The following is a 19,594-nucleotide window of genomic DNA, read 5'->3' as shown; positions in this document are numbered from 1 at the left end:
TGTGCTTGTTTTTCCGGGCGGGCTGACGGATCCGAGCCGATACGGTGGGCGGGCGCGGTGTGGCCGGAACCGGCCACGGAGCGTGCGTTACTCCCCCTCTGGGCGGGGGCAGGCGCGCGGTAGTTTGGCGCCGTGAACACCTCGCGAGAAGACACCAACCCCGCCGACGACGCCGCGTCCCCCGAGGAAACGGCGGCGGCAGCGGAGACGACGGAGGCGGCGCCGACAGCGCGGACGTCGGCGGAGGAGGCCCCGGGGGCCGGAACCGCAGGGAGCACCGGAGCGCCCGGGGACGCCGGGACGCGGGGGGCGCGTCAGGAGGACGACGCCGGCGGCGCCTTCATCGCGGGCGCGCCGGTCCGCTCCCCCAGCGGCCTGTTCGCCGCGGAGACCTTCAGCGTCATCGCCCTGATGCTGTTCGCCCTCACCGCCTTGAACACCCGCCTCTTCGAGCTCTTCGGCTTCTTCTTCGTGGGCCGGGTCCCCACCGACACCAGTGCCGGGGAGGCGAGCGCGCTCGCGGCCGAGGTGGTGGTCGCGGGCGGGCTGAGCGCGCTGACCGTGCTCGCCGGGGCCCTGTCGCTGCTGCGGGGAGGCGCGGCCACGCGGGCGTGGAGCCGCTGGGGAGCCGCCGCGGCCGTGATCGTGGGCACGCTGCTGCTCGTGGTCTCGGCATTGACCTTCGCAACCCTGCCATCGGGGTCCTGAACAGGGGTTTTGTAGAAACTCCCTTGGTACTTCGGCGGGTAGGTTGACCGCGTGAGTACATCAGCGGAAGGCAACGACCCGAACGATCCCACCCGGGGGCCCGCACGGGACCCCGGCCGCGAGCCGGAGCCCGGGGCCGACCCGGTGACCGGGACCGGGGTGCCCGCGCAGGAGCCGGACATGGTGGAGGAGCCCCTGTCGGAGCCGGGCTCCGGGACGGCCGCCCCGGAGCGCACCGACCGGCCCAGCGGCCCCATGGGCGCGGAGACCTTCGCCCTGACCGCGCTGTTCCTGCTCGCCGTGACGGTGTTTTCGAGCCAGCTCGTCCAGCTCTTCACCACGGTGGTGCTCATCGGCGACCAGCCGGTGCCCGTGGACCAGGTGTCGCAGTTCTCCGTGCAACTGCTCATCGGCGGCGGCCTGGCCGCGCTGACGGCGATCCTGGCCGGGCTCGCGCTGGCCCTGGCGGGTTTCAGGACCCGGCCCTGGGCGCGGTGGCTGGCCGCCGCCGTGCTGATCGTGAGTCTGCTGTTGGTGCTGCTGGCGGTCGCGTCCTACGTCATGATGCCCGCGGGCAGCGCGCCCCAGCCCATGCCGATGCCGAACTGACCCGCGCGGGGCCGGGCCCCGTGCAGCCGTGGGGCGGCGACCGGAAAGGCCCGGGCGCCGCCCCAGCGCCGTTCACCCCCGGACGGCTCCGGGGTCAGGCGATCCGGTCGATCACCAGCGGCCGGGCACCGTATCCGGCCCCGTCCCGCGGCTCGACGTCGAAGGCGCCCTCCAGCGCCTCGGCCGCGCGCCCGAACCGCTCCGCCTCGTCGGCGTGCAGCGTGAACAGCGGCTCCCCGGCCTGCACGGTCTCCCCCGGCTTGGCGTGCAGGGTCACCCCCGCCCCGAAAGACACCGTGTCCTCCTTGCGCGCCCGGCCCGCGCCCAGCCGCCACGCGGCCAGCCCCACCTGGTAGGCGTCCAGCAGGGTCACCGTCCCCGAGACCGGGGCGAGCACCACCCGGCGCTCGGCGGCCACCGGCAGCGGCGCGTCCGGGTCCCCGCCCTGCGCCCGCACGAGCCGTTTCCACGACTCCAGCGCGCTGCCGTCCCGCAGCGCCTCGGCAGGGTCCTTGACCCCGCCCTCACCGGGGACGAGCCCGGCCGCGGCCAGCATCTCCCGGGCCAGCGCCACGGTCAGCTCCACCACGTCCGCCGGCCCGCCGCCCGACAGCACCTCCACCGACTCGGCCACCTCCAGGGCGTTGCCAACCTGCCTGCCCAGCGGAACCGACATGTCGGTGAGCAGCGCGACCGTGCGCACCCCGTGGTCGTTGCCGATGTCGACCATCGTGCGGGCCAGCTCGCGCGCGGAGTCGGCGTCCTTCATGAACGCCCCCGACCCCACCTTGACGTCCAGGACCAGCGCGCCGGTGCCCTCGGCGAGCTTCTTGCTCATGATGGACGCGGCGATCAGCGGGATCGACTCGACCGTGCCGGTCACGTCGCGCAGGGCGTAGAGCTTGCGGTCGGCCGGAGCCAGCCCCGACCCGGCGGCGCAGATGACCCCGCCCGTGGAGTCCAGCACCTCCCGCATCTCGTCAGTGGACAGCGAGGCCCGCCATCCGGGGATCGACTCCAGCTTGTCCAGGGTCCCGCCGGTGTGCCCGAGCCCGCGCCCCGACAACTGCGGCACGGCCGCCCCGCAGGCCGCGACGGTGGGCGTGAGCGGCAGGGTGATCTTGTCGCCCACCCCGCCCGTGGAGTGCTTGTCGGTGGTGGGCCGCGCCAGGTCGGAGAAGTCCAGTCGCTCACCCGAGGCCAGCATCGCCTCGGTCCAGCGGCTCACCTCGGCCCGGTTCATCCCGCGCAGGAAGATCGCCATGGCCAGCGCCGACATCTGCTCCTCGGCCACCTCGCCGCGGGTGTAGGCGTCGATCACCCAGTCGATCTGGCCGGGGGTCAGCTCTCCCCCGTCTCGTTTGGCTCGGATGATCTCGATGACGTCCACGTCGTCTCCTCTCGACTGGCGGAAGAAAGCGGAAGAAAAAGGGCCTCCCCGGACGCCGCCGCGCGGGCGGCGTCCGGGGAGGCGGAACTAGCGGGAAAGCACGGTCATGCGAGGCTGTGCGGGCCGAAGGCCTGCGGCAGCACCCGGTCCATGGTCCAGACTCCCTCGGGGGTGTCCACGAGGAGCTGAGGCCCGCCGTGTTCGAACAGGAGCTGGCGGCAGCGTCCGCACGGCATGAGCAGCTCGCCCCGCCCGTCCACGCAGCTGAAGGCCGTCAGACGGCCCCCGCCGGAGGCGTGCAGTGCGCTGACCAGGCCGCACTCGGCGCACAGGGCCAGCCCGTAGGAGGCGTTCTCCACGTTGCAGCCGCTGACGACGCGGCCGTCGTCGACCAGCGCCGCCGCGCCCACCGGGTAGCGGGAGTAGGGCGCGTAGGCACGGCCCATGGCCTCGCGGGCGGCGGCCCGCAGGGCCTCCCAGTCCACGCTCGCCGGGTCCGGTGATACGTCGGTCATGACCGGCTCGCCCTCCACTGCTTGCCGACCCCGGCCGGTGGCCGGAGCCGTTGCGAGGCCAGCGAGAGCACCAGCAGGGTGGCGATGTGCGGGCTGTAGGTGGCCAGCTCGCGCGGCAGCGAATCGGTGGAGAAGTACCACGCGAACAGCAGCACGGCCGTGAGCGCGCCGAAGGCGGCCAGGCCCTTGCGGTCCCGGCGCACCTGCCACACGGCCACGCACACCAGCGCCACGGCCAGGAGCAGCAGCAGGGCGTGCACCGCAGCGCCGCCGCCGCGCACCTGGAGGGCGTCGGTGTAGCCGAACAGGCCCGCGCCCATGGCCAGGCCGCCGGGGCGCCAGTTGCCGAAGATCATCGCGGCCAGGCCGATGTAGCCGCGCCCGCCGGTCTGGCCCTCCTGGTAGATCTGCGAGGCGACCACGGACAGGAACACGCCGCCCATGCCCGCCAGGCCGCCGGAGACGATCACCGCGACGTACTTGAGGCTGTACACCGGCACGCCCAGGGACTCGGCGGCGTCGGGGTTCTCGCCCACCGAGCGCAGCCGCAGGCCGAACGTGGTCCTCCACAGCACCAGGTAGGTCAGCGGGATCATCAGGATCGCGACGACCGTCAGCGCGGGCATGTTCGTGGTCGCGCCGAGCACCAGGGAGGCCAGGTCGCTGACCAGGAAGATCCCGCTGTCGGCGACCGGCCTGAGCACCTGCGCCACGAGGGGCAGGTCCCACACCGGGAACGAGGGCGTCGGGGGCGACTGGGCCGCGCCCGCGCCCTGCACGTCGGAGTAGACCAGGATCGACAGGTAGCGCATCGCGCCGAGCATGAGGATGTTGATCGCCACGCCGGAGACGATGTGGTCCACCGCGAAGGTCACCGTGGCCACGGCGTGCAGGAGCCCGCCCGCCATACCGGCGAGCACGCCCGCCAGCAGTCCGATCCACGGGTTGCCCGTGGACCAGGCGAAGTAGGCGCCGAACCAGGTGCCCAGGATCATCATGCCTTCGAGGCCGATGTTGATGATGCCCGCGCGTTCGGCCCACAGACCGCCCAGCGCGGCCAGCCCGATGGGCACCGCGAAGGTGATGGTGGTGCTGATGGTGCCCGCGTCGGTGAGCATGTCGTGGCCGGTGATGACCCGCAGTCCCGCCAGGGACACCAGCACCGCGCCGAACAGGGTGAGGAAGCGCCAGCGCGCCCACCCCCGGGGCCGGGCGGCGGGCTTGGCCACCGGCTCCATCACGTTGATCTCCTGGCTCACTTGGCCTCCCCTCCGCGCCTGTCCTCTGGTTCGGGGGCGGTGCCCGCGTCGGTGGACCCGTCCGCGGGGGCCGGGGACGTCCCGTCCGCCGACGCCTTCACCGTCTCCGGTACGGGCGACTCGGCGGTGGTGCCGAGCTGCATGCCGATCTGCTGCTGCTGGTAGCGGCGGCCCCAGCGGTGCACGACCTCGTAGACCACGACCACGGTGAGGACGATGGTGGCCTGCGAGATGACCGCGATCTCCTGCGGGATGCCGTCGAAGGGCAGGATGCCCGACGCCTGGTTCAGGAAGGCCCAGAACAGGGCGGCGAAGACGATGCCCACGGGGTGGTTGCGGCCCAGCAGGGCGATGGCGATACCGATGAAGCCGATGCCGGTCGGGAAGTCCAGGGCGTAGTAGTGCGAGCTGCCCAGCAACTGGGGCAGGCCCACCAGACCGGCGACCATGCCCGAGAAGAGCATGGACAGGAACACCATCTTCTTGACGTTGACGCCGCTGGCCTCGGCCGCGGTCTGCGACTGGCCGGTGGCCCGCAGTTCGAAGCCGAAGCGGGTGCGGTTGAGCATCACCCAGTAGCCGATGCCGACGGCCACGGCCAGGAACACGAAGCCGAAGATCCGCCCGTCCGAGCCGAGGAAGCCCGCCGGGATGCCGGGCACCCAGGAGGACTCGGGCATCGGCGGGGTGCCGATGTTGTTGGTGCTGATCTCGACCGCGAGGCGGTCGGTGCTGAGCAGGTAGGCGGTGACGCCGGTGGCGATGGAGTTGAGCATGATCGTGGAGATCACCTCGGACACGCCGCGGGTCACCTTGAGGTATCCGGCGATGCCCGCCCACACGCCGCCCACGGCCACGGCCGTGATGACGATGACGATCTGGCTGAGCACCGGCGGCAGCACGATGTAGCCGCCCACGGCGGCCGACAGCAGCGCGGCGAGCCGGTACTGGCCGTCCACGCCGATGTTGAACAGCTTCATCTTGAAGCCGATCGCCACCGCGACGGCGGCCAGGTAGTACGTGGTGCCGTCGTTGATGATGCGCACCAGGCTGTCGGGCCGCGTGCCGTACTCCAGCATCCGCTCGAACGTGGCCAGCGGCGGGATGCCGCTGAAGAACAGCACGGCCGCGGTGACCGCGGTCGCGATGACCCCGGCGGCCAGGACCGCGGCGAAGGACAGCGCCAGCATGGCCGACAGCCGGTGGAACAGCAGGAAGGCCGCGGCGGAGCCGACCAGCGCGCCCAGAGCGGCGGCCACCGGCTCGATCAGGGACAGGTCGAGGAACCACGCGCTCAGCAGACCGGCGGCCACCGACAGCACGAGGGCGGTGGGCACCACCAGCGTGTTGTGCAGGGCGGTGCCCTCCTCGCGGGCGCCGTCCGCGCCCGCACGGCGCTCGCGCGGCACCATGGGCCCGGACCAGGCCACGAAGGCGAAGGCCACGACCACGCCGATGATCAGCGCCGCCCACCACAGCAGCGCCGTGTCCAGGACGAAGGTCAGTGCCACGCCCAGGGCGATCGCGACGCCCGCGACCGCGGGCGCGGGCAGGGTCGTCGCGGGACGGGGGATCCTAGTCATGCGCCGCCCTCGCTTCCGTGTCGGTCGGCACCGCTGTCGCCTTCCGTGCTCTGGTCGGCCCGGTGCAGTCCGGCGCCGGTCATGGCCGAGCCCAGCTGTTCGGGTGTGACGGTGGTCGGGTCGGCCTGCGCGACCAGTCGGCCGCGCAGGATGACGTGGAGGGTGTCGGACATGCCGATCAGCTCGTCCAGGTCGGCGGAGACCAGCAGCACGGCCAGGCCCGCGGCCCGGGCGTCGCGCAGCTGTTCCCAGATGGCGGCCTGGGCGCCCACGTCCACGCCCCGGGTGGGGTGGGCGGCGACCAGAAAGCGCGGGGAGCCGCTCATCTCGCGGCCGATGATGAACTTCTGCTGGTTGCCGCCGGACAGGGCGTCGGCGATGACGTCGATGCCCGGAGTGCGCACGTCGTACTCGGCGACGATGCGCTCGGAGTCGGCGCGCGCTCCGGTCCGGTTGATCCAGGGGCCGCGAACGCTGGGCTCCTTGGTCTGGTGGCCCAGGATGCGGTTCTCCCACAGGGGGGACTCCAGCAGCACTCCGTGCCGGTGGCGGTCCTCGGGGATGTAGCCCACGCCCGCCTCGCGGATCCTGAGGGTGGGCCAGCCGGTGATGTCCTGCTCCTCCAGCCGGATGCTCCCGGCGGCCAGCGGGCGCATGCCCATGATGGCCTCGATGAGCTCGGACTGGCCGTTGCCCTCGACACCGGCGATGCCGACGATCTCGCCCCGGCGGATGTCGGCGCTCACCCCGTCCACGACGGCGCGGCCGTCGGCGGAGTGCACGGTGACCCCGTTCAGGGACAGCACGACGTGGTCGGTGACGGTGGACTCGCGCAGCTCGGGTACGGGCAGCTCGCCGCCGACCATGAGCGTGGCCAGGTCCCGGGCGGTGGTGGTGCCCGGGTCCGCGGTGGCCACGGTGGTGCCGCGGCGGATCACGGTGATCTCGTCGGCGACGGAGAGCACCTCGTCCAGCTTGTGGGAGATGAAGATGACGGTCAGGCCCTCGCGCTTGAGCTCGCGCAGGTTGTCGAAGAGCTCGTCGACCTCCTGCGGGACCAGGACGGCGGTGGGCTCGTCGAGGATGATGGTCTGCGCGCCGCGGTAGAGGACCTTGAGGATCTCCACGCGCTGGCGGTCGCCCACGCCCAGTTCCTCCATGAGGCGGTCGGGGTCGACCCCCAGGCCGTACTGGGCGGACAGCTCGCGGATGCGCGCTCGGGCGCGGTTGCCGATGCCGTGGCGGCGCTCGGCGCCCAGGACCACGTTCTCCAGCACGGTGAGGTTGTCGGCGAGCATGAAGTGCTGGTGCACCATGCCGATGCCGTTGCGGATGGCGTCGGAGGGCGAGCCGAAGCGCACCTCGCGGCCCTGGACGTAGATGTGTCCCTCGTCCGGCCGGTGCATGCCGTACAGGGTCTTCATCAGCGTGGACTTGCCCGCACCGTTCTCGCCGACGATGGCGTGCACGGTACCGGGAGCCACGGTGATGTCGATGTCGTGGTTGGCCACGACGCCGGGAAAACGCTTGGTGATCCCGCGCAGCTCAACGGCGGGGGGCGCCAGCGCCCCCTCGCCCGATGGCGTGCTGCTCATCATTCTCCTCGTGGAATGTGCGGTGTGGCGCCGCGGAAGCGGCCGGGTCTCGGCCGCTGCCGGGCGTTCCGCCGCCGAACGGCAACCTGGGCGGCACCGGAGCGGGTGTCGCCCGCTCCGGTGCCGCCCGTGGATGCTGGCCGCCGCGGGCGACCCCGCGACGACGGTCGCGCGTGGCGCGGTCTACGGCTCGGTCGGGACCTCGATCTCGCCGTCGATGATCTGCTGCTTGATCTCGTCAAGCTGCTCCTGGACCGGGCTGATCGCCTCCGCGTTGGAGGTGGTGTAGTCCACGCCGCCGTCGGTGAGCTCGAAGCGCTGGATACCGCCCTCGACCTCTCCCTCGGCGGCGGCGGAGATCAGCTCGAACACGGCCACGTCCACCTGCTTGATGGCGGAGGTGAGCACGTGCGGCTTCTGGTCCTCGGCGGCGTTCTCGTACTGGTCGCTGTCGACGCCGATGAAGGTGAAGTCGTTGGCAACGGCCGACTCCAGGACGCCGTTGCCCGACGCGCCGGCGGCGTGGTAGATGACGTCCGCGCCGCGGTCGTACTGGGCCTGGGCGGTCTCACGGCCCTTGGCGGGGTCGCTGAAGCCGCTGAAGTCCGGCGGCTGGCTCAGGTAGTCGACCTCGACGGTGATGTCCTCGCTGACGTGCTCCACCCCCGCGGCGTAACCGGCCTCGAACTTGTGGATCAGCGGGGTCTCGACGCCGCCGATGAAGCCGACGTGGTCCTCCTCGGTGGTCAGCGCCGCGGCGGCGCCGGCCAGGAAGGAGGCCTGCTCCTCGGCGAAGACCAGGCTGGTGACGTTGTCGACGTCGTCGATCTCGGAGTCCACGATGGCGAAGTGGACGTCCGGGTACTCCGGCGCGACCGCGCGCACGGCGCCGTCGTAGGCGAACCCGACGGCGATGACGACGTCGTAGCCCTCCTCGGCCATGGTCGCCAGGCGGTCCTCCTTGGCGGACTCGGCCTCGCCGTCGCTGGGCTCGAAGTCGTTGGTCTCGACGCCGAGCTCCTCGGCCGCCCGCTCCAGTCCCCGGTAGGCCGAGTCGTTGAAGGAGCGGTCGCCGCGACCGCCGACGTCGTAGGCCAGGCCGACCTGGAGCTCGGAGGCGGACTCCTCGCCGCCGCCCTCGCCGCCGCCCTCTTCGGCCGCGCTGTCACACGCGGTGAGGGCGAGCACACCGGCCGCCGCGGCCGCGGCGAACCTGACTGTGTTGCTGCGCTTCACTTCTCACTCCTCTTACGCCCTCTCAGCGGCCAGCATTCGCTCGCGACCGACCTGAGTTCTGCAGCCGGACGATATCCGGTGGCCGAAAGTACACCTAACCAACGGGCGGAGTTGTTATGAAGGCGAGAGCGTAGCGACACGGGTCCTTACCCGAAAGTCGACAGGCGTGCGTCCGAAGCGGTCGGCGGTGTTTCGGGATTGTGTTGCGGAGGAGCCGTTCCCCGCCCCGACACGGCATTACCACGCATGGCTGCGCCTCCTTCACCGGTTGTCACACCGGCACGTCGGAGGGGGCCGGTCTAGACCGGACTAACCGCGTCGGGCGGCGGGGGCGGCGGGGCCGCGCGCGGCGTCAGTCGGCCAGGAAGCCCAGCACGGCCTGCCGGAAGCGGCGGGAGGAGACGGTGTTGGCGTGGTCGCGCCCGGGGACCTCCACATGCGTGCCGCCGCAGCGCTCGGCCAGGGCCGCCGCGCCCTCGGCGAGCGCGTCCCCGGCGCCCGAGACAACCAGCACCGGAAGTCCGCTGAGCGGGGGCTCGGCGTCGAAGGGGCGCGAGGCCTGGCCGCGCGCGCAGGCGGCCAGCGCGGCGGGTTCGTTGGAGGGCAGGGCGGCCACCGTGCGGTAGACGCGGTCGAAGGGCGTGTCACCGGAACCCGGGTCGGACAGGTCCGTTCCGGCGAAGGCGTTTTTCGGTCCGAAACCGCCGAGAACGACCCGTCTGACGCGTTCGGGGGCGGTCAGCGCGAGTTCCCAGGCCAGGCGCGAACCCATGGAGTAACCGACCACGTCGACCTTGTCCACCGCCAACTCGTCGAGCATGGAGACGAGATCGGCGACGAAGTGTCCGGGCAGGTAGAAAGCGCTGTCGGTCGGCTTGTCGCTGTTTCCGTGACCGCGCAGATCCGGCCCGATCACCCGCAGCCCGGCCGTCTCCAGGGCCCGCGTCCAGCCGGCGGCCCGCCAATTCATGCCGAAGTCGGTGCCGAAACCGTGCAGGAGAAGTACGGGGACCCCGCCCTCGCGGCCCTGCGGACGCAAATCCGCATAACGCATTGTCACGCCACCGGTGAGATTCGCGGACATGAAACCACCCACCATGTTTTCGAAAATAAAAGGGAGAAACGCGGGCCCCGGCCGGATTTTACTCCGAATGCGGCGCGCCGGAGGGCGCCCCCGTTCGTGTCTTCCTCCGAACGGAACCCGCGGTCGGCCGCCGTCAGTCCGTCGGGGGCTTGAGCCGCACCCGGCGGGCGGGCCGGGCCTGTTCCTCGGGGACGCGGCCCACGATGCCCGCCCGGGGCGCGTCCCCGGAGGCCTGGACCGCGAAGGTCACCAGGGGCGCGCCGACCGGGACCACCTGGTCCTCCTCGGCGTGCAGCTCGACGATCCGGCCCGCCTGGGGCGAGGGGATGACCACCGCGGACTTGGTGGTCTCCACCTCAACCAGGGGGGCGTTGCGCTCGATCTCCTCGCCCACGGCGACCTGCCACTCCAGGACGGTCGCCTCGACCAGCCCCTCGCCCAGGTCGGGAAGGGAGAAGGTGATGTCGTCTTCTGCCATGGTCGCTCTAGTACTCCAGGGTCCGTTGCACCGCGAGCAGGACGCGGTCGATGGTCGGCAGGTACTGCGGCTCCAGGGGACCCGCGGGGTAGGGCACGTCGAACCCGGTGACGCGCTGGACGGGGGCGGACAGGTCGCGGAAGCAGTGCTCGGTGACCAGGGCGGCCACCTCCGCGCCGAGCCCGGCGGTCAGCGGCGCCTCGTGCACGACCACGGCCCGTTTGGTGCGCGCGACCGAGGCGGCCATCCCGGCCGCGTCCAGGGGCTTGAGCCAGCGCAGGTCCAGCACCTCCAGTTCCACGCCGTCCTCGGCGGCCAGCTCGGCCACCTGGACGCAGCGGTGCACCATGGCCCCCCAGGCGATGAGGGTGGCGTGCCTGCCCGGGCGCACGACGCGGCTGGTGCCGATGGGGTCGCCGGGCTCGCGCAGTCGCACGGGCCTGCGGTCCCAGTAGCGGGCCTTGGGCTCCATGTAGACGACCGGGTCGTCGGAGCGCACCGCCTGGAGCAGGAGGCTGTAGGCGTCGGCGGGGTCCGAGGGCGCGGCGACCTTGAGGCCGGGGGTGTGCGCGAAGAGCGCCTCAAGGCTCTCGCCGTGGTGCTCGGGCGCCTGGATGCCGCCGAAGGAGGGCAGGCGCAGGGTGATCGGCATGGGGGCCGCGCCGCGGGTGCGGTAGTTCATGCGCGCCACCTGGTTGACGATCTGGTCGATCGCGGGATAGGCGAAACCGTCGAACTGGAGCTCGGGGACGGGCCGCCAGCCGTTCATGGCCAGGCCGACCGCCATTCCCATGATGGCGGACTCGGCCAGCGGGGTGTCGAAGACACGCGTGTCCCCGAACTCCTTCTGGAGCCCGTCGGTGACGCGGAAGACCCCGCCCAGGGCGCCCACGTCCTCGCCGAACACCAGCACGTCGGGATCCTCGGTGAGCAGGTCGCGCAGGGCGCGGTTGATGGCCTGCTGCATGGACAGCTCGACCTCGGGGGCCTCGGCCGCGGTGTCGGCGCGTTCGATCAGCTCGGTCACAGTTCGACCTCTTCCTGCCAGGTGCGGCGCTGCCGGTTCAGCTCCTCGGTGGTCTCGCGGAAGACGTGGGTGAACAGCTCCGACCCGTCCGGTTCGGGTGCGGTGGCCACCCCGTCGCGGATGCGCTCGGCCTCCTGGCGGGCCTCGGCGTCGAACCGGGCGAGTTCTCCCTCGTCGGCGTGCCCGGCGGCGAGCAGGGCCTCGCGCAGCAGGGTGACGGGGTCGCGCTCGCGCCAGCGCCGGGCCTCGGCGTCGTCGCGGTAGCGGCCGGGGTCGTCGGAGGTGGAGTGGGGCTCCACGCGGTAGGTGAGCGCCTCGATGAGGGTGGGGCCCTCACCGCGGCGCGCCCGGGCGACGGCCTGGGCGGTGGCCTCGTGGACGGCGCCCGCGTCGTTGCCGTCCACCAGCACACCGGGCATGCCGTAGCCCTCGGCGCGCGCGCTGACAGAGCCGCCCGCGACCTGGCGGTGGTTGGGCACCGACAGCGCCCACTGGTTGTTCTGGCAGAAGAAGACCACGGGGGCGCCGAAGACCCCGGCGAAGTTCATGGCCTCGTGGACGTCGCCCTCGGAGCTGGCGCCGTCGCCGAAGTAGGCCAGGGCCACGCCGTCGTCGCCGCGCAGCCGCTCGCCCACGGCCCAGCCGACCGCGTGCGGTACGGGGCCGCCGACCACGGCGTTGACGGCGCCGAACCGCGAGGCCGCGACGTCGTAGAGGCCGCCGTGCCACAGGGCGCGGTGGGTGGCCATGTAGCCGACCATCTCCACCCCGTAGGCCAGGGCGGAGGCCATCTCCCGGTAGGTGGGGAAGACGAAGTCGCGCGCGGGGTCCAGGGCCGAGGCGCTGGCGACCTGGGCGGCCTCCTGGCCGCGCACGGACACGTAGGCGGGGAAGACGCCCTGGCGCTGGAGGGCGACGGCCTCGGTGTCCAGGTCGCGGGCGGTCCTCATATGGCGGTAGAGGGCACGGGTGAGGTCGGGCGGCAGGTGGCCCACGGTGATGGCGCCCCGGTCCGCCGGCTCGTGGGGGGAGGCGTCCGGGCGCACGGCGGCTGCGTCGGGGGCGGTGGCCCCGCGACTTCCGCGAAGCGGGTCCTGGGGCGAGGGCGGGCGGCTGGCGGGCATGTCGAGCGGCTCCCAACGTGGCCCTGCCCCGCGCCGTGGCGCGGTCCGGGCTCCGACGGTGTCTGTCCTGCACGCAGATTCTCCGCAATACTCTACACTTTCGCTAGATATCCGCCACTAGTTGATACATGCGGGAACGAAAATCGGCATATCGTCCTCTAGCGTCCAACGCGAACCCCGTTCCATCCGAGAAAACGACACACGGGCCTATACACCTCACGCACCCCGTAGGCCCACGGGAGGGCGCGAGCCGCGACCGGGAGCGCACGCGGGGTCGCGGTGGAGGGGGTCCACGGTCACGGAACAGCCGCGATCGGTCGCGGCGGGCGCACTTCCCGGCGCCGAGCGCGTACGTTCGAGGCACCGGTCATCCGGTCAACGAAACCCCCCGTTTTCCCGACACTTGGACTCCACGGAACCCCGCGACAAGAAGTTCTGTCGTGTTCCGGGCCGCGCGGTGTAGGCGCCGCCGGTCCGGGAAACCACCCCATCCACCGACAGCGTCGACCACGAGTACAGTCGGACTCCCGACGCGCCTCCCCCCGCCCGTCGGACCCCGCGCCAGGGTCCCCGCTCCCGTCCTCCTCCCGTGCCGTCCCCGCGGCGGCCGGAGGGGGTGCCCGAACACCGCGCATCTCGCCGACTGAGATTCCGATAGACGGAAACAACGTTTACCTGGTAACTCGTTAGCCCCGGTCAACGACGACAGTGAGGGGCTTCGTCCTGAAACAAGAGCACACGAGGAGCACGCACATGGCCATGGGCGACCAGCGGAGGAACGGCCGGCGGCCGGACACGACCGACCAGACGATCCTGAGCGCGCTCGCCAAGGACGCGCGGACCGGGATCACCGAGATCGCCGCACTGGCCAACGTGTCCCGCGCGACGGCCTACAACCGCATCAAGCGGCTCACCGACGAGGGCGTCATCCGCGGCTACTCCGTGGTGACCGACCACTCCAAGATGGGGCTCGGCGTCACCGCGCTCGTCCTCATCTCGGGCAGCCAGCCGGACTGGCGCGCCAACCGGGAGATCCTGTCCTCCTACCCGGAGATCGAGTACTGCTGGTACGTCGTGGGCTCGGCGGACATCGTCCTCCTCGTCCGCGTGGCCAACACCAACCAGCTGCGCGACCTGATCCTCACCCGGTTGCAGTCGCTTCCCGGTGTGACGTCCACCCAGACGCTCACCGTCATCGACGAGGTCGTGCACCGGCCGGTCGTGGAACCCGCCGACGGCGACTGAACGGCGCCCTCAACCCCCGACAGCCACGGTGACCGAGGCCATCAGCTCGGCGATCAGGTCCGAGCCCAGTGCGCGGGTGGCCGCCACGTCACCGTCCGCATCCAGCACCACCTCGACGTAGGCCTTCAGCTTGGGCTCGGTCCCCGAGGGCCTGAGCGTCACACGTCCCCTGCCCTCCAACCGGAAGCGCAGGGCGTCCGTCGGCGGCAGACCCGCGTGTCCGACGGCGAAGTCGTCCACCCCCACCACCCGCAGGGGACCGAACGCGGCGGGCGGTTCGGCGCGCAACCGCCGCATCGCCGCGGAGATGACCGACAGGTCCTCAACCCGCACCGAAAGCTGGTCGCCCAGGTGCAGGCCGTACCGGCGCGCCTGGTCGTCGAGCAGGTCGAGCAGGGTCGCACCCCGCCGCTTGGCGCGGGCGGCGAGCGCCGCGGCCACCAGGGCCGCGCTGATCCCGTCCTTGTCCGCGACCGGACGGCCGCCGTCGGCTCCCACGCAGTAGCCCAGCGCCTCCTCGAACGCGAAGACCCGCCGCTGCCCGGGTCCGCCCGCGCGTGCCAGCCACTTGAAGCCGGTGAGGGTCTCCTCGTAGTGCACGCCCCGGTCGCTGGCGATCTTGCCGAGCAGGCTGGAGGAGACGATGGAGGCGGCCACCACCCGGTCGGACCCCCTGGTGTGGTCGAGGACGTACTCGGCCAGCAGCCCGCCCACCTCGTTGCCGGTCAGCAGACCGTGCCCGGGGACCGCGAGCGCGAGCCGGTCGGCGTCGGGGTCGTTCGCGATGACCAGGTCGGAGCGGTCGGCGGCGCCGGTGGCCAGCGCCATGTCCATGGCGCCGGGCTCCTCCGGGTTGGGGAAGGCCACGGTCGGGAAGTCGGGGTCGGGCTCGAACTGGGCGGCCACCACGGACGGGCGGGGGAACCCCGCCCGCTCCATCGCCGCCAGCAGCACCCGGCCGCCCACGCCGTGCATGGCGGTGTAGGTGGTGGCCAGGTCGCGTTCCCCGCCCGGGACCAGCGCGGTGACGGCGTCCAGGTAGCGCTCCACCGCCTCCTCCCCCAGCACCGTCCACCCCTCGCCCAGGGGCAGTTCGTCGACCGGGCCCACCGCGTCGATGGCGGCGGAGATCTCGGTGTCGGCCGGGGAGACGATCTGGGTCCCCGCGTCGGCGCCGCCGCCCGCCTTGGCCGCCCCCGCGTAGACCTTGTAGCCGTTGTCCCGGGGCGGGTTGTGGCTGGCGGTGACCATGATCCCGGCGTCGGCGCCCAGGTCGCGGACGGCGAAGGCCAGGACGGGGGTGGGCAGCGGTCCGGGCATGAGGGACACGCGGTGCCCGGCACCGGTGAGGACGGCGGCGCTGTCGCGCGCGAAGTCCGCCGAGCGGTGCCGTGCGTCGTAGCCGACGACCACGTGCCCGGGGCCCTCGCCGAGCCAGGCGGCGATCCCCGCGGCGGCCCGCATGACCACCACGCGGTTCATCCGGTTGGGCCCCGCGCCGAGGGCGCCGCGCAGCCCGGCGGTGCCGAACTCCAGGCGGGCCCCGAAGCGGGAGTCTAGGTCGGCCAGCGCGTCGGCCTCGCCCCGGCCGGCGCGCTCCACCAGTCCCGCCAGCTCCGCGCGCGTGCCGGGGTCGGGGTCCTGGGCGATCCACTGCCTGGCCCGGGCGAGGTCGGTCATGGGGTTCCCCTCAGAGCTTGGCGGTGATGTCGGCGAGCAGGCGGCCGACGGTTCCGGCCGCGTCGCGGCCGGTGGCCAGCACGTCCTCGTGGTCGAGGTTGGCCCCCGTGAGCCCGGCCGCGACGTTGGTGACCAGGGACAGGCCCAGCACGCGGGCGCCCGCGGCGCGGGCGGCGACCGCCTCCAGCACGGTGGACATGCCGACCAGGTCGGCGCCCATGGCGCTGAGCATGCGGATCTCAGCGGGCGTCTCGAATTGCGGGCCGGGCATGGCCGCGTACACGCCCTCGGGCAGTGAGGGGTCCACCGAGCGGGCCAGCTCTCGCAGGGCGGGGGCGTAGGTCTCGGTGAGGTCGACGAAGGTCGCGCCGGTCAGCGGTGACCGCGCGGTCATGTTGAGGTGGTCGGCGATGAGCACCGGGGACCCCACCGTGTAGGCGGGGTTGATGCCGCCCGCGGCGTTGGTCAGCACGACCGTGGTCGCCCCGGCCGCCACGGCGGTGCGCACGCCGTGCACGACGGCGTCGGTTCCGTGGCCCTCGTACAGGTGGGTGCGGCCCAGGAAGGCGAGCAGGGAGCGCTCGCCCGCCCTGATGCTGCGCACGGTGCCGCTGTGGCCCTCCACCGCCGGGGGCACGAAGCCGGGCAGGTCGGTGGTGGGCAGCTCCTGGCCGGAGTCGCCGAGCAGGTCGGCCGCGGAGGCCCACCCCGATCCCATGACCAGGGCGACGTCGTAGGCGTCCACGCCGGTTCGCGAGCGCAGTTCGGCGGCGGCCTCCTCGGCGGCTGCCTGGGGTGTGCGAGTCACAGCGGGTCTCTCCGTTCGTCGGCGCCCGGCAAGGGTGCGCGGGCGCGGTGCCGTAAGCGTGATCCTGCTACCCGCGGCGCGTCCGGGCGGCCCGGACGCGCCGCGGGTACGGGATCGTCGCCGGCGGAACGACTGTGTCGCACCGGCGGCGGCCTCGGTGCCCCTAGATCCCCACGGGGTGCCAGACCGTCTTCGTCTCCAGGAAGGGCTTCAGACGCGCGGTGCCGGGATCGGGGTCGAGCCAGGCGTCCTCACCGCCCTCGGAACCGGGGCCCGGGCGCAGCACCCGGGTGAGGGTGTCGGCGGCGGCCCTCTCGAACTCGGCGGCCAGATCCCCGGCACCGGTCAGGTCCAGGGCGTCGACGTCGGCGTGCGAGGCCAGGTGGGGCCCCAGTTCCGGCACTCGTCCGGTGAGCAGGTTGACCACGCCTCCCGGCAGGTCGGAGGTGGCCAGCACCTCGGCCAGGTCGACCGCGGCCAGCGGCGCGTCCCCGGAGGTGACCACGACGGCGGTGTTGCCGGTGGCGATCACGGGGGCGACCACGGAGGTCAGGCCGAGCAGCGGCGCGTTCTGGGGGGCGAACACCGCGACCACGCCGGTGGGCTCGGGCGCGGAGTGGTTGTAGTAGGGCCCCGAGACGGGGTTGGCGCCGCCCAGGACCTGGGCGACCTTGTCGGTCCAGCCCGCGTAGTAGACCCACCGGTCCACTGCGGCGTCGACCACGCGTTCGGCGTCGTCCCGGGAGAGCCCCTGCACCGCCGCAGCCTGGGCGGCGAACTGGTCGCGGCGCCCCTCCAGCATCTCAGCGACCCGGTACAGGATCTGACCGCGGTTGTAGGCGGTGCGGCCGGACCAGCCGCCGAAGGCCTTGCGCGCGGCGGCCACGGCGTCGCGGGCGTCCTTGCGGGAGGCGAGCGAGGCGTTGGCCAGGTGCTGGCCGCTGGCGGAGGTCACGGGGTAGGTCCTGCCCGATTCGGAGCGGGGGAAGGCCCCGCCCAGGTAGAGCTTGTAGGTCTTGCGGACCGCCAGCCGGGCGGGCGCGACGGCGTCGGCCGTGCCCCGCGCGGCCTTGGCGGCCTTGGCAGCGCTCTTGGCGGTCTTCCGGTTCTCGCGCCGCTCAGCCAAGGTAGGCCTCCAATCCGTGCCGCCCGCCCTCGCGGCCGTATCCCGACTCCTTGTAGCCGCCGAAGGGGCTGGTCGGGTCGAACTTGTTGAACGTGTTGGACCAGATCACCCCGGCGCGCAGGCGCTCGGCGGTCCAGAGCATGCGCGAGCCCTTCTCGGTCCACACCCCGGCGGAGAGGCCGTAGGGGGTGTTGTTGGCCTTGGCCACGGCTTCCTCGGGGGTGCGGAAGGTCAGCACCGAGAGCACGGGGCCGAAGATCTCCTCGCGGGCCACGCGGTGGGACTGGCTGACGCCGGTCAGGACGGTGGGCGCGAACCAGTAGCCGCTCGCGGGCAGCTCGCAGGCGGGCGACCAGCGCTCGGCGCCCTCCTCCTCGCCGGTGCCGGTGAGTTCGCGGATGCGCTCCAGTTGCGCGGCGGAGTTGATCGCGCCGATGTCGGTGTTCTTGTCCAGCGGGTCTCCCAGGCGCAGCTTGGCGACGCGCTCCTTGAGCCGGGGCAGCAGTTCCTCGGCGATCGACTCCTGGACCAGCAGCCGTGAACCGGCGCAGCACACGTGGCCCTGGTTGAAGAAGATCCCCGAGACGACGCCCTCGACCGCCTGGTCCAGGGCCGCGTCGTCGTAGACGATGTTCGCGCCCTTGCCGCCCAGTTCCAGGGTGAGGCGCTTGCCGGTGCCCGCGACCGAGCGGGCGATCTGGCGGCCGACCCCGGTGGAGCCGGTGAAGGCCACCTTGTCGGTGCCCGGGTGTTCCACGAGGGAGCGTCCGGTCTCGCCCGCACCGGTGAGGATGTTGACCACGCCCGGGGGCAGGTCGGCCTCCTGGCAGATCTCGGCGAAGACCAGCGCGGTGAGCGGGGTGGTCTCGGCGGGCTTGAGCACCACGGTGTTGCCGGTGGCCAGCGCCGGGGCGACCTTCCACGCGAGCATGAGCAGCGGGAAGTTCCACGGGATGACCTGGGCGGCCACACCCAGCGGGCGCGGGTCGGGGCCCAGTCCGGCGTGGGCGAGCTTGTCGGCCCACCCGGCGTGGTAGAAGAAGTGCGCGGCGACCAGGGGCAGGTCGACGTCGCGCGTCTCCTTGACGGGCTTGCCGTTGTCCATCGACTCCAGCACGGCCAGTTCGCGCGAGCGCTCCTGGATGATGCGGGCGATGCGGAACAGGTACTTGCCGCGCTCGGCGCCGGGCATCGGCCCCCAGACGGTGTCGAAGGCGCGGCGGGCGGCGGCGACGGCCCGGTCCACGTCGGCGGGTCCGGCGACGGCGACCCGGGAGAGCTCGGTCTCGTCTGCGGGGTTGAGGGTGGTGAGGTACTCGCCGCCCTCGGCCGGGGTGAAGGCGCCGTCGACGAACAGCTCGTAGTTCTCGCGCAGGGTGACGACGGAGCGGGACTCCGGTGCGGGCGCGTACTCGAAGATCACGGCTCTCAGTCCAGCGTGTAGTAGTCGGGGCCCGGGTAGGTGCCGGTGGACAGCCTGGTGCGCTGCATGAGCAGGTCGTTGAGGAGGCTGGAGGCGCCGATCCGGAACAGGTCGGGGGTCAGCCAGCCGGGACCGGCGACCTCGTTGACCAGGACCAGGTTGCGGATGGCGTCCTTGGTGGTGCGGATGCCGCCCGCGGGCTTGACGCCCACGCGCCTGCCGGTGGCAGCGTGGTGGTCGCGGACCGCCTCCAGCATGACGAGGGTGACCGGCAGGGTGGCGGCCGGGGACACCTTGCCGGTGGAGGTCTTGACGAAGTCGCCCCCGGCCCGGATGGCCAGGTGGGAGGCGCGGCGCACGTTGTCGTAGGTGGCCAGCTCGCCGGTCTCCAGGATGACCTTGAGGTGGGCGGTGCCGCAGGCCTCCTTGACGGCGGCGATCTCCTCGAAGACCTTGAGGTAGTCGCCGGACAGGAAGGCGCCGCGGTCGATGACCATGTCGATCTCGCCGGCGCCGTCGGCGACCGCGCGGCGGGTGTCGGCGAGCTTGACCTCCATGGGCGCCCTGCCGGAGGGGAAGGCGGTGGCCACCGAGGCCACGCCGACCCCGGTGCCGCGCAGCGCCTCGACGGCGGTGGCGACCATGTCGGGGTAGACGCACACGGCGCCCACGCGGGGCGCGGTGGTGTCGGCGGGGTCGGGGTG

Annotated in this window: 18 protein-coding genes; 3 read left to right on the top strand and 15 right to left on the bottom strand. The window is 72.6% G+C overall.

All coding sequences use genetic code 11. The features are described from left to right. The first annotated feature begins 132 nt into the window (after window positions 1-132). Both ABD54_RS11285 and ABD54_RS11280 read left to right on the top strand, forming a co-directional pair. Entirely contained in the window at window positions 133-708 is a 576-nt protein-coding gene (locus ABD54_RS11285; protein WP_047869407.1) for a hypothetical protein, read from the top strand. 51 nt (window positions 709-759) lie between these two features. Continuing rightward, a complete protein-coding gene (locus tag ABD54_RS11280; RefSeq protein ID WP_235432034.1) occupies window positions 760-1,317 on the top strand; it encodes a hypothetical protein in 558 nt (185 codons plus the stop codon). A gap of 94 nt (window positions 1,318-1,411) precedes the next feature. On the opposite strand, the gene ABD54_RS11275 is transcribed toward ABD54_RS11280, so the two are convergent. The 10 genes from ABD54_RS11275 to ABD54_RS11230 form a co-directional block, all read right to left on the bottom strand. Further along, window positions 1,412-2,707 (bottom strand): thymidine phosphorylase, encoded by a 1,296-nt coding sequence (locus tag ABD54_RS11275; RefSeq protein WP_047869406.1) that lies wholly within the window; start codon window positions 2,705-2,707, stop codon window positions 1,412-1,414. A gap of 104 nt (window positions 2,708-2,811) precedes the next feature. Continuing rightward, complete coding sequence (locus ABD54_RS11270; RefSeq protein ID WP_047869405.1) at window positions 2,812-3,240, bottom strand: cytidine deaminase; 429 nt, start codon at window positions 3,238-3,240, stop codon at window positions 2,812-2,814. After that, window positions 3,219-4,481: an ABC transporter permease gene (locus ABD54_RS11265; protein WP_047869404.1), complete on the bottom strand. Its 1,263-nt coding sequence runs from the start codon at window positions 4,479-4,481 to the stop codon at window positions 3,219-3,221. Before ABD54_RS11265 ends, ABD54_RS11270 begins: the two co-directional genes overlap by 22 nt. After that, window positions 4,478-6,064 (bottom strand): ABC transporter permease, encoded by a 1,587-nt coding sequence (locus tag ABD54_RS11260; RefSeq protein ID WP_047869403.1) that lies wholly within the window; start codon window positions 6,062-6,064, stop codon window positions 4,478-4,480. The genes ABD54_RS11265 and ABD54_RS11260 overlap by 4 nt, the downstream gene beginning before the upstream one ends. Then, window positions 6,061-7,659, bottom strand: coding sequence for an ABC transporter ATP-binding protein (locus ABD54_RS11255; RefSeq protein ID WP_047869402.1), 1,599 nt, complete (start codon window positions 7,657-7,659; stop codon window positions 6,061-6,063). Before ABD54_RS11255 ends, ABD54_RS11260 begins: the two co-directional genes overlap by 4 nt. A gap of 183 nt (window positions 7,660-7,842) precedes the next feature. Further along, window positions 7,843-8,895, bottom strand: a complete 1,053-nt coding sequence (locus ABD54_RS11250; RefSeq protein ID WP_047869401.1) for a BMP family protein — start codon at window positions 8,893-8,895, stop codon at window positions 7,843-7,845. Between the two features lie 352 nt (window positions 8,896-9,247). Further along, window positions 9,248-9,949, bottom strand: a complete 702-nt coding sequence (locus tag ABD54_RS11245) for an alpha/beta fold hydrolase (RefSeq protein ID WP_082166775.1) — start codon at window positions 9,947-9,949, stop codon at window positions 9,248-9,250. Window positions 9,950-10,112: 163 nt separating this feature from the next. Continuing rightward, window positions 10,113-10,457 (bottom strand): biotin/lipoyl-containing protein, encoded by a 345-nt coding sequence (locus tag ABD54_RS11240; protein WP_047869400.1) that lies wholly within the window; start codon window positions 10,455-10,457, stop codon window positions 10,113-10,115. Window positions 10,458-10,464: 7 nt separating this feature from the next. Then, window positions 10,465-11,484, bottom strand: coding sequence for an alpha-ketoacid dehydrogenase subunit beta (locus tag ABD54_RS11235; RefSeq protein WP_047869399.1), 1,020 nt, complete (start codon window positions 11,482-11,484; stop codon window positions 10,465-10,467). Continuing rightward, window positions 11,481-12,479, bottom strand: coding sequence for a thiamine pyrophosphate-dependent dehydrogenase E1 component subunit alpha (locus ABD54_RS11230; RefSeq protein ID WP_047869418.1), 999 nt, complete (start codon window positions 12,477-12,479; stop codon window positions 11,481-11,483). The genes ABD54_RS11235 and ABD54_RS11230 overlap by 4 nt, the downstream gene beginning before the upstream one ends. Window positions 12,480-13,361: 882 nt before the next feature. On the opposite strand from ABD54_RS11230, the gene ABD54_RS11225 reads away from it, so the two are divergent. Next, window positions 13,362-13,853 (top strand): Lrp/AsnC family transcriptional regulator, encoded by a 492-nt coding sequence (locus ABD54_RS11225; RefSeq protein WP_047869398.1) that lies wholly within the window; start codon window positions 13,362-13,364, stop codon window positions 13,851-13,853. A gap of 9 nt (window positions 13,854-13,862) precedes the next feature. On the opposite strand, the gene ABD54_RS11220 is transcribed toward ABD54_RS11225, so the two are convergent. The 5 genes from ABD54_RS11220 to deoC form a co-directional block, all read right to left on the bottom strand. Next, window positions 13,863-15,533 carry a phospho-sugar mutase gene (locus ABD54_RS11220; RefSeq protein ID WP_047869397.1) on the bottom strand — a complete coding sequence of 557 codons (1,671 nt, stop codon included), beginning with the start codon at window positions 15,531-15,533 and terminating at the stop codon, window positions 13,863-13,865. A 10-nt stretch (window positions 15,534-15,543) separates the two neighbouring features. After that, complete coding sequence (locus ABD54_RS11215; RefSeq protein ID WP_047869396.1) at window positions 15,544-16,341, bottom strand: purine-nucleoside phosphorylase; 798 nt, start codon at window positions 16,339-16,341, stop codon at window positions 15,544-15,546. Between the two features lie 163 nt (window positions 16,342-16,504). Next, window positions 16,505-17,467: an aldehyde dehydrogenase family protein gene (locus ABD54_RS11210; protein ID WP_047869395.1), complete on the bottom strand. Its 963-nt coding sequence runs from the start codon at window positions 17,465-17,467 to the stop codon at window positions 16,505-16,507. After that, window positions 17,460-18,890 (bottom strand): aldehyde dehydrogenase family protein, encoded by a 1,431-nt coding sequence (locus ABD54_RS11205; protein WP_047869394.1) that lies wholly within the window; start codon window positions 18,888-18,890, stop codon window positions 17,460-17,462. The genes ABD54_RS11210 and ABD54_RS11205 overlap by 8 nt, the downstream gene beginning before the upstream one ends. 5 nt (window positions 18,891-18,895) lie before the next feature. Next, a partial coding sequence (gene deoC, locus ABD54_RS11200; protein ID WP_047869393.1) for a deoxyribose-phosphate aldolase occupies window positions 18,896-19,594 on the bottom strand: 699 nt, incomplete at its 5' end.

It is taken from the genome of Nocardiopsis sp. RV163 (assembly GCF_001029525.1).
Lineage (GTDB): Bacteria > Actinomycetota > Actinomycetes > Streptosporangiales > Streptosporangiaceae > Nocardiopsis > Nocardiopsis dassonvillei.
Note: the sequence above shows the minus strand (reverse complement) of the source record. Positions and strands in the feature narration are given on the sequence as shown.

Excerpts from the sequence above, each read along its gene's own strand:
- ABD54_RS11260 (WP_047869403.1), bottom strand. The coding sequence starts at position 6,064 with ATGACTAGGATCCCCCGTCCCGCGACGACCCTGCCCGCGCCCGCGGTC.
- ABD54_RS11255 (WP_047869402.1), bottom strand. The coding sequence starts at position 7,659 with ATGAGCAGCACGCCATCGGGCGAGGGGGCGCTGGCGCCCCCCGCCGTT.
- ABD54_RS11245 (WP_082166775.1), bottom strand. The coding sequence starts at position 9,949 with ATGCGTTATGCGGATTTGCGTCCGCAGGGCCGCGAGGGCGGGGTCCCC.
- ABD54_RS11240 (WP_047869400.1), bottom strand. The coding sequence starts at position 10,457 with ATGGCAGAAGACGACATCACCTTCTCCCTTCCCGACCTGGGCGAGGGG.
- ABD54_RS11225 (WP_047869398.1), top strand. The coding sequence starts at position 13,362 with ATGGCCATGGGCGACCAGCGGAGGAACGGCCGGCGGCCGGACACGACC.
- ABD54_RS11220 (WP_047869397.1), bottom strand. The coding sequence starts at position 15,533 with ATGACCGACCTCGCCCGGGCCAGGCAGTGGATCGCCCAGGACCCCGAC.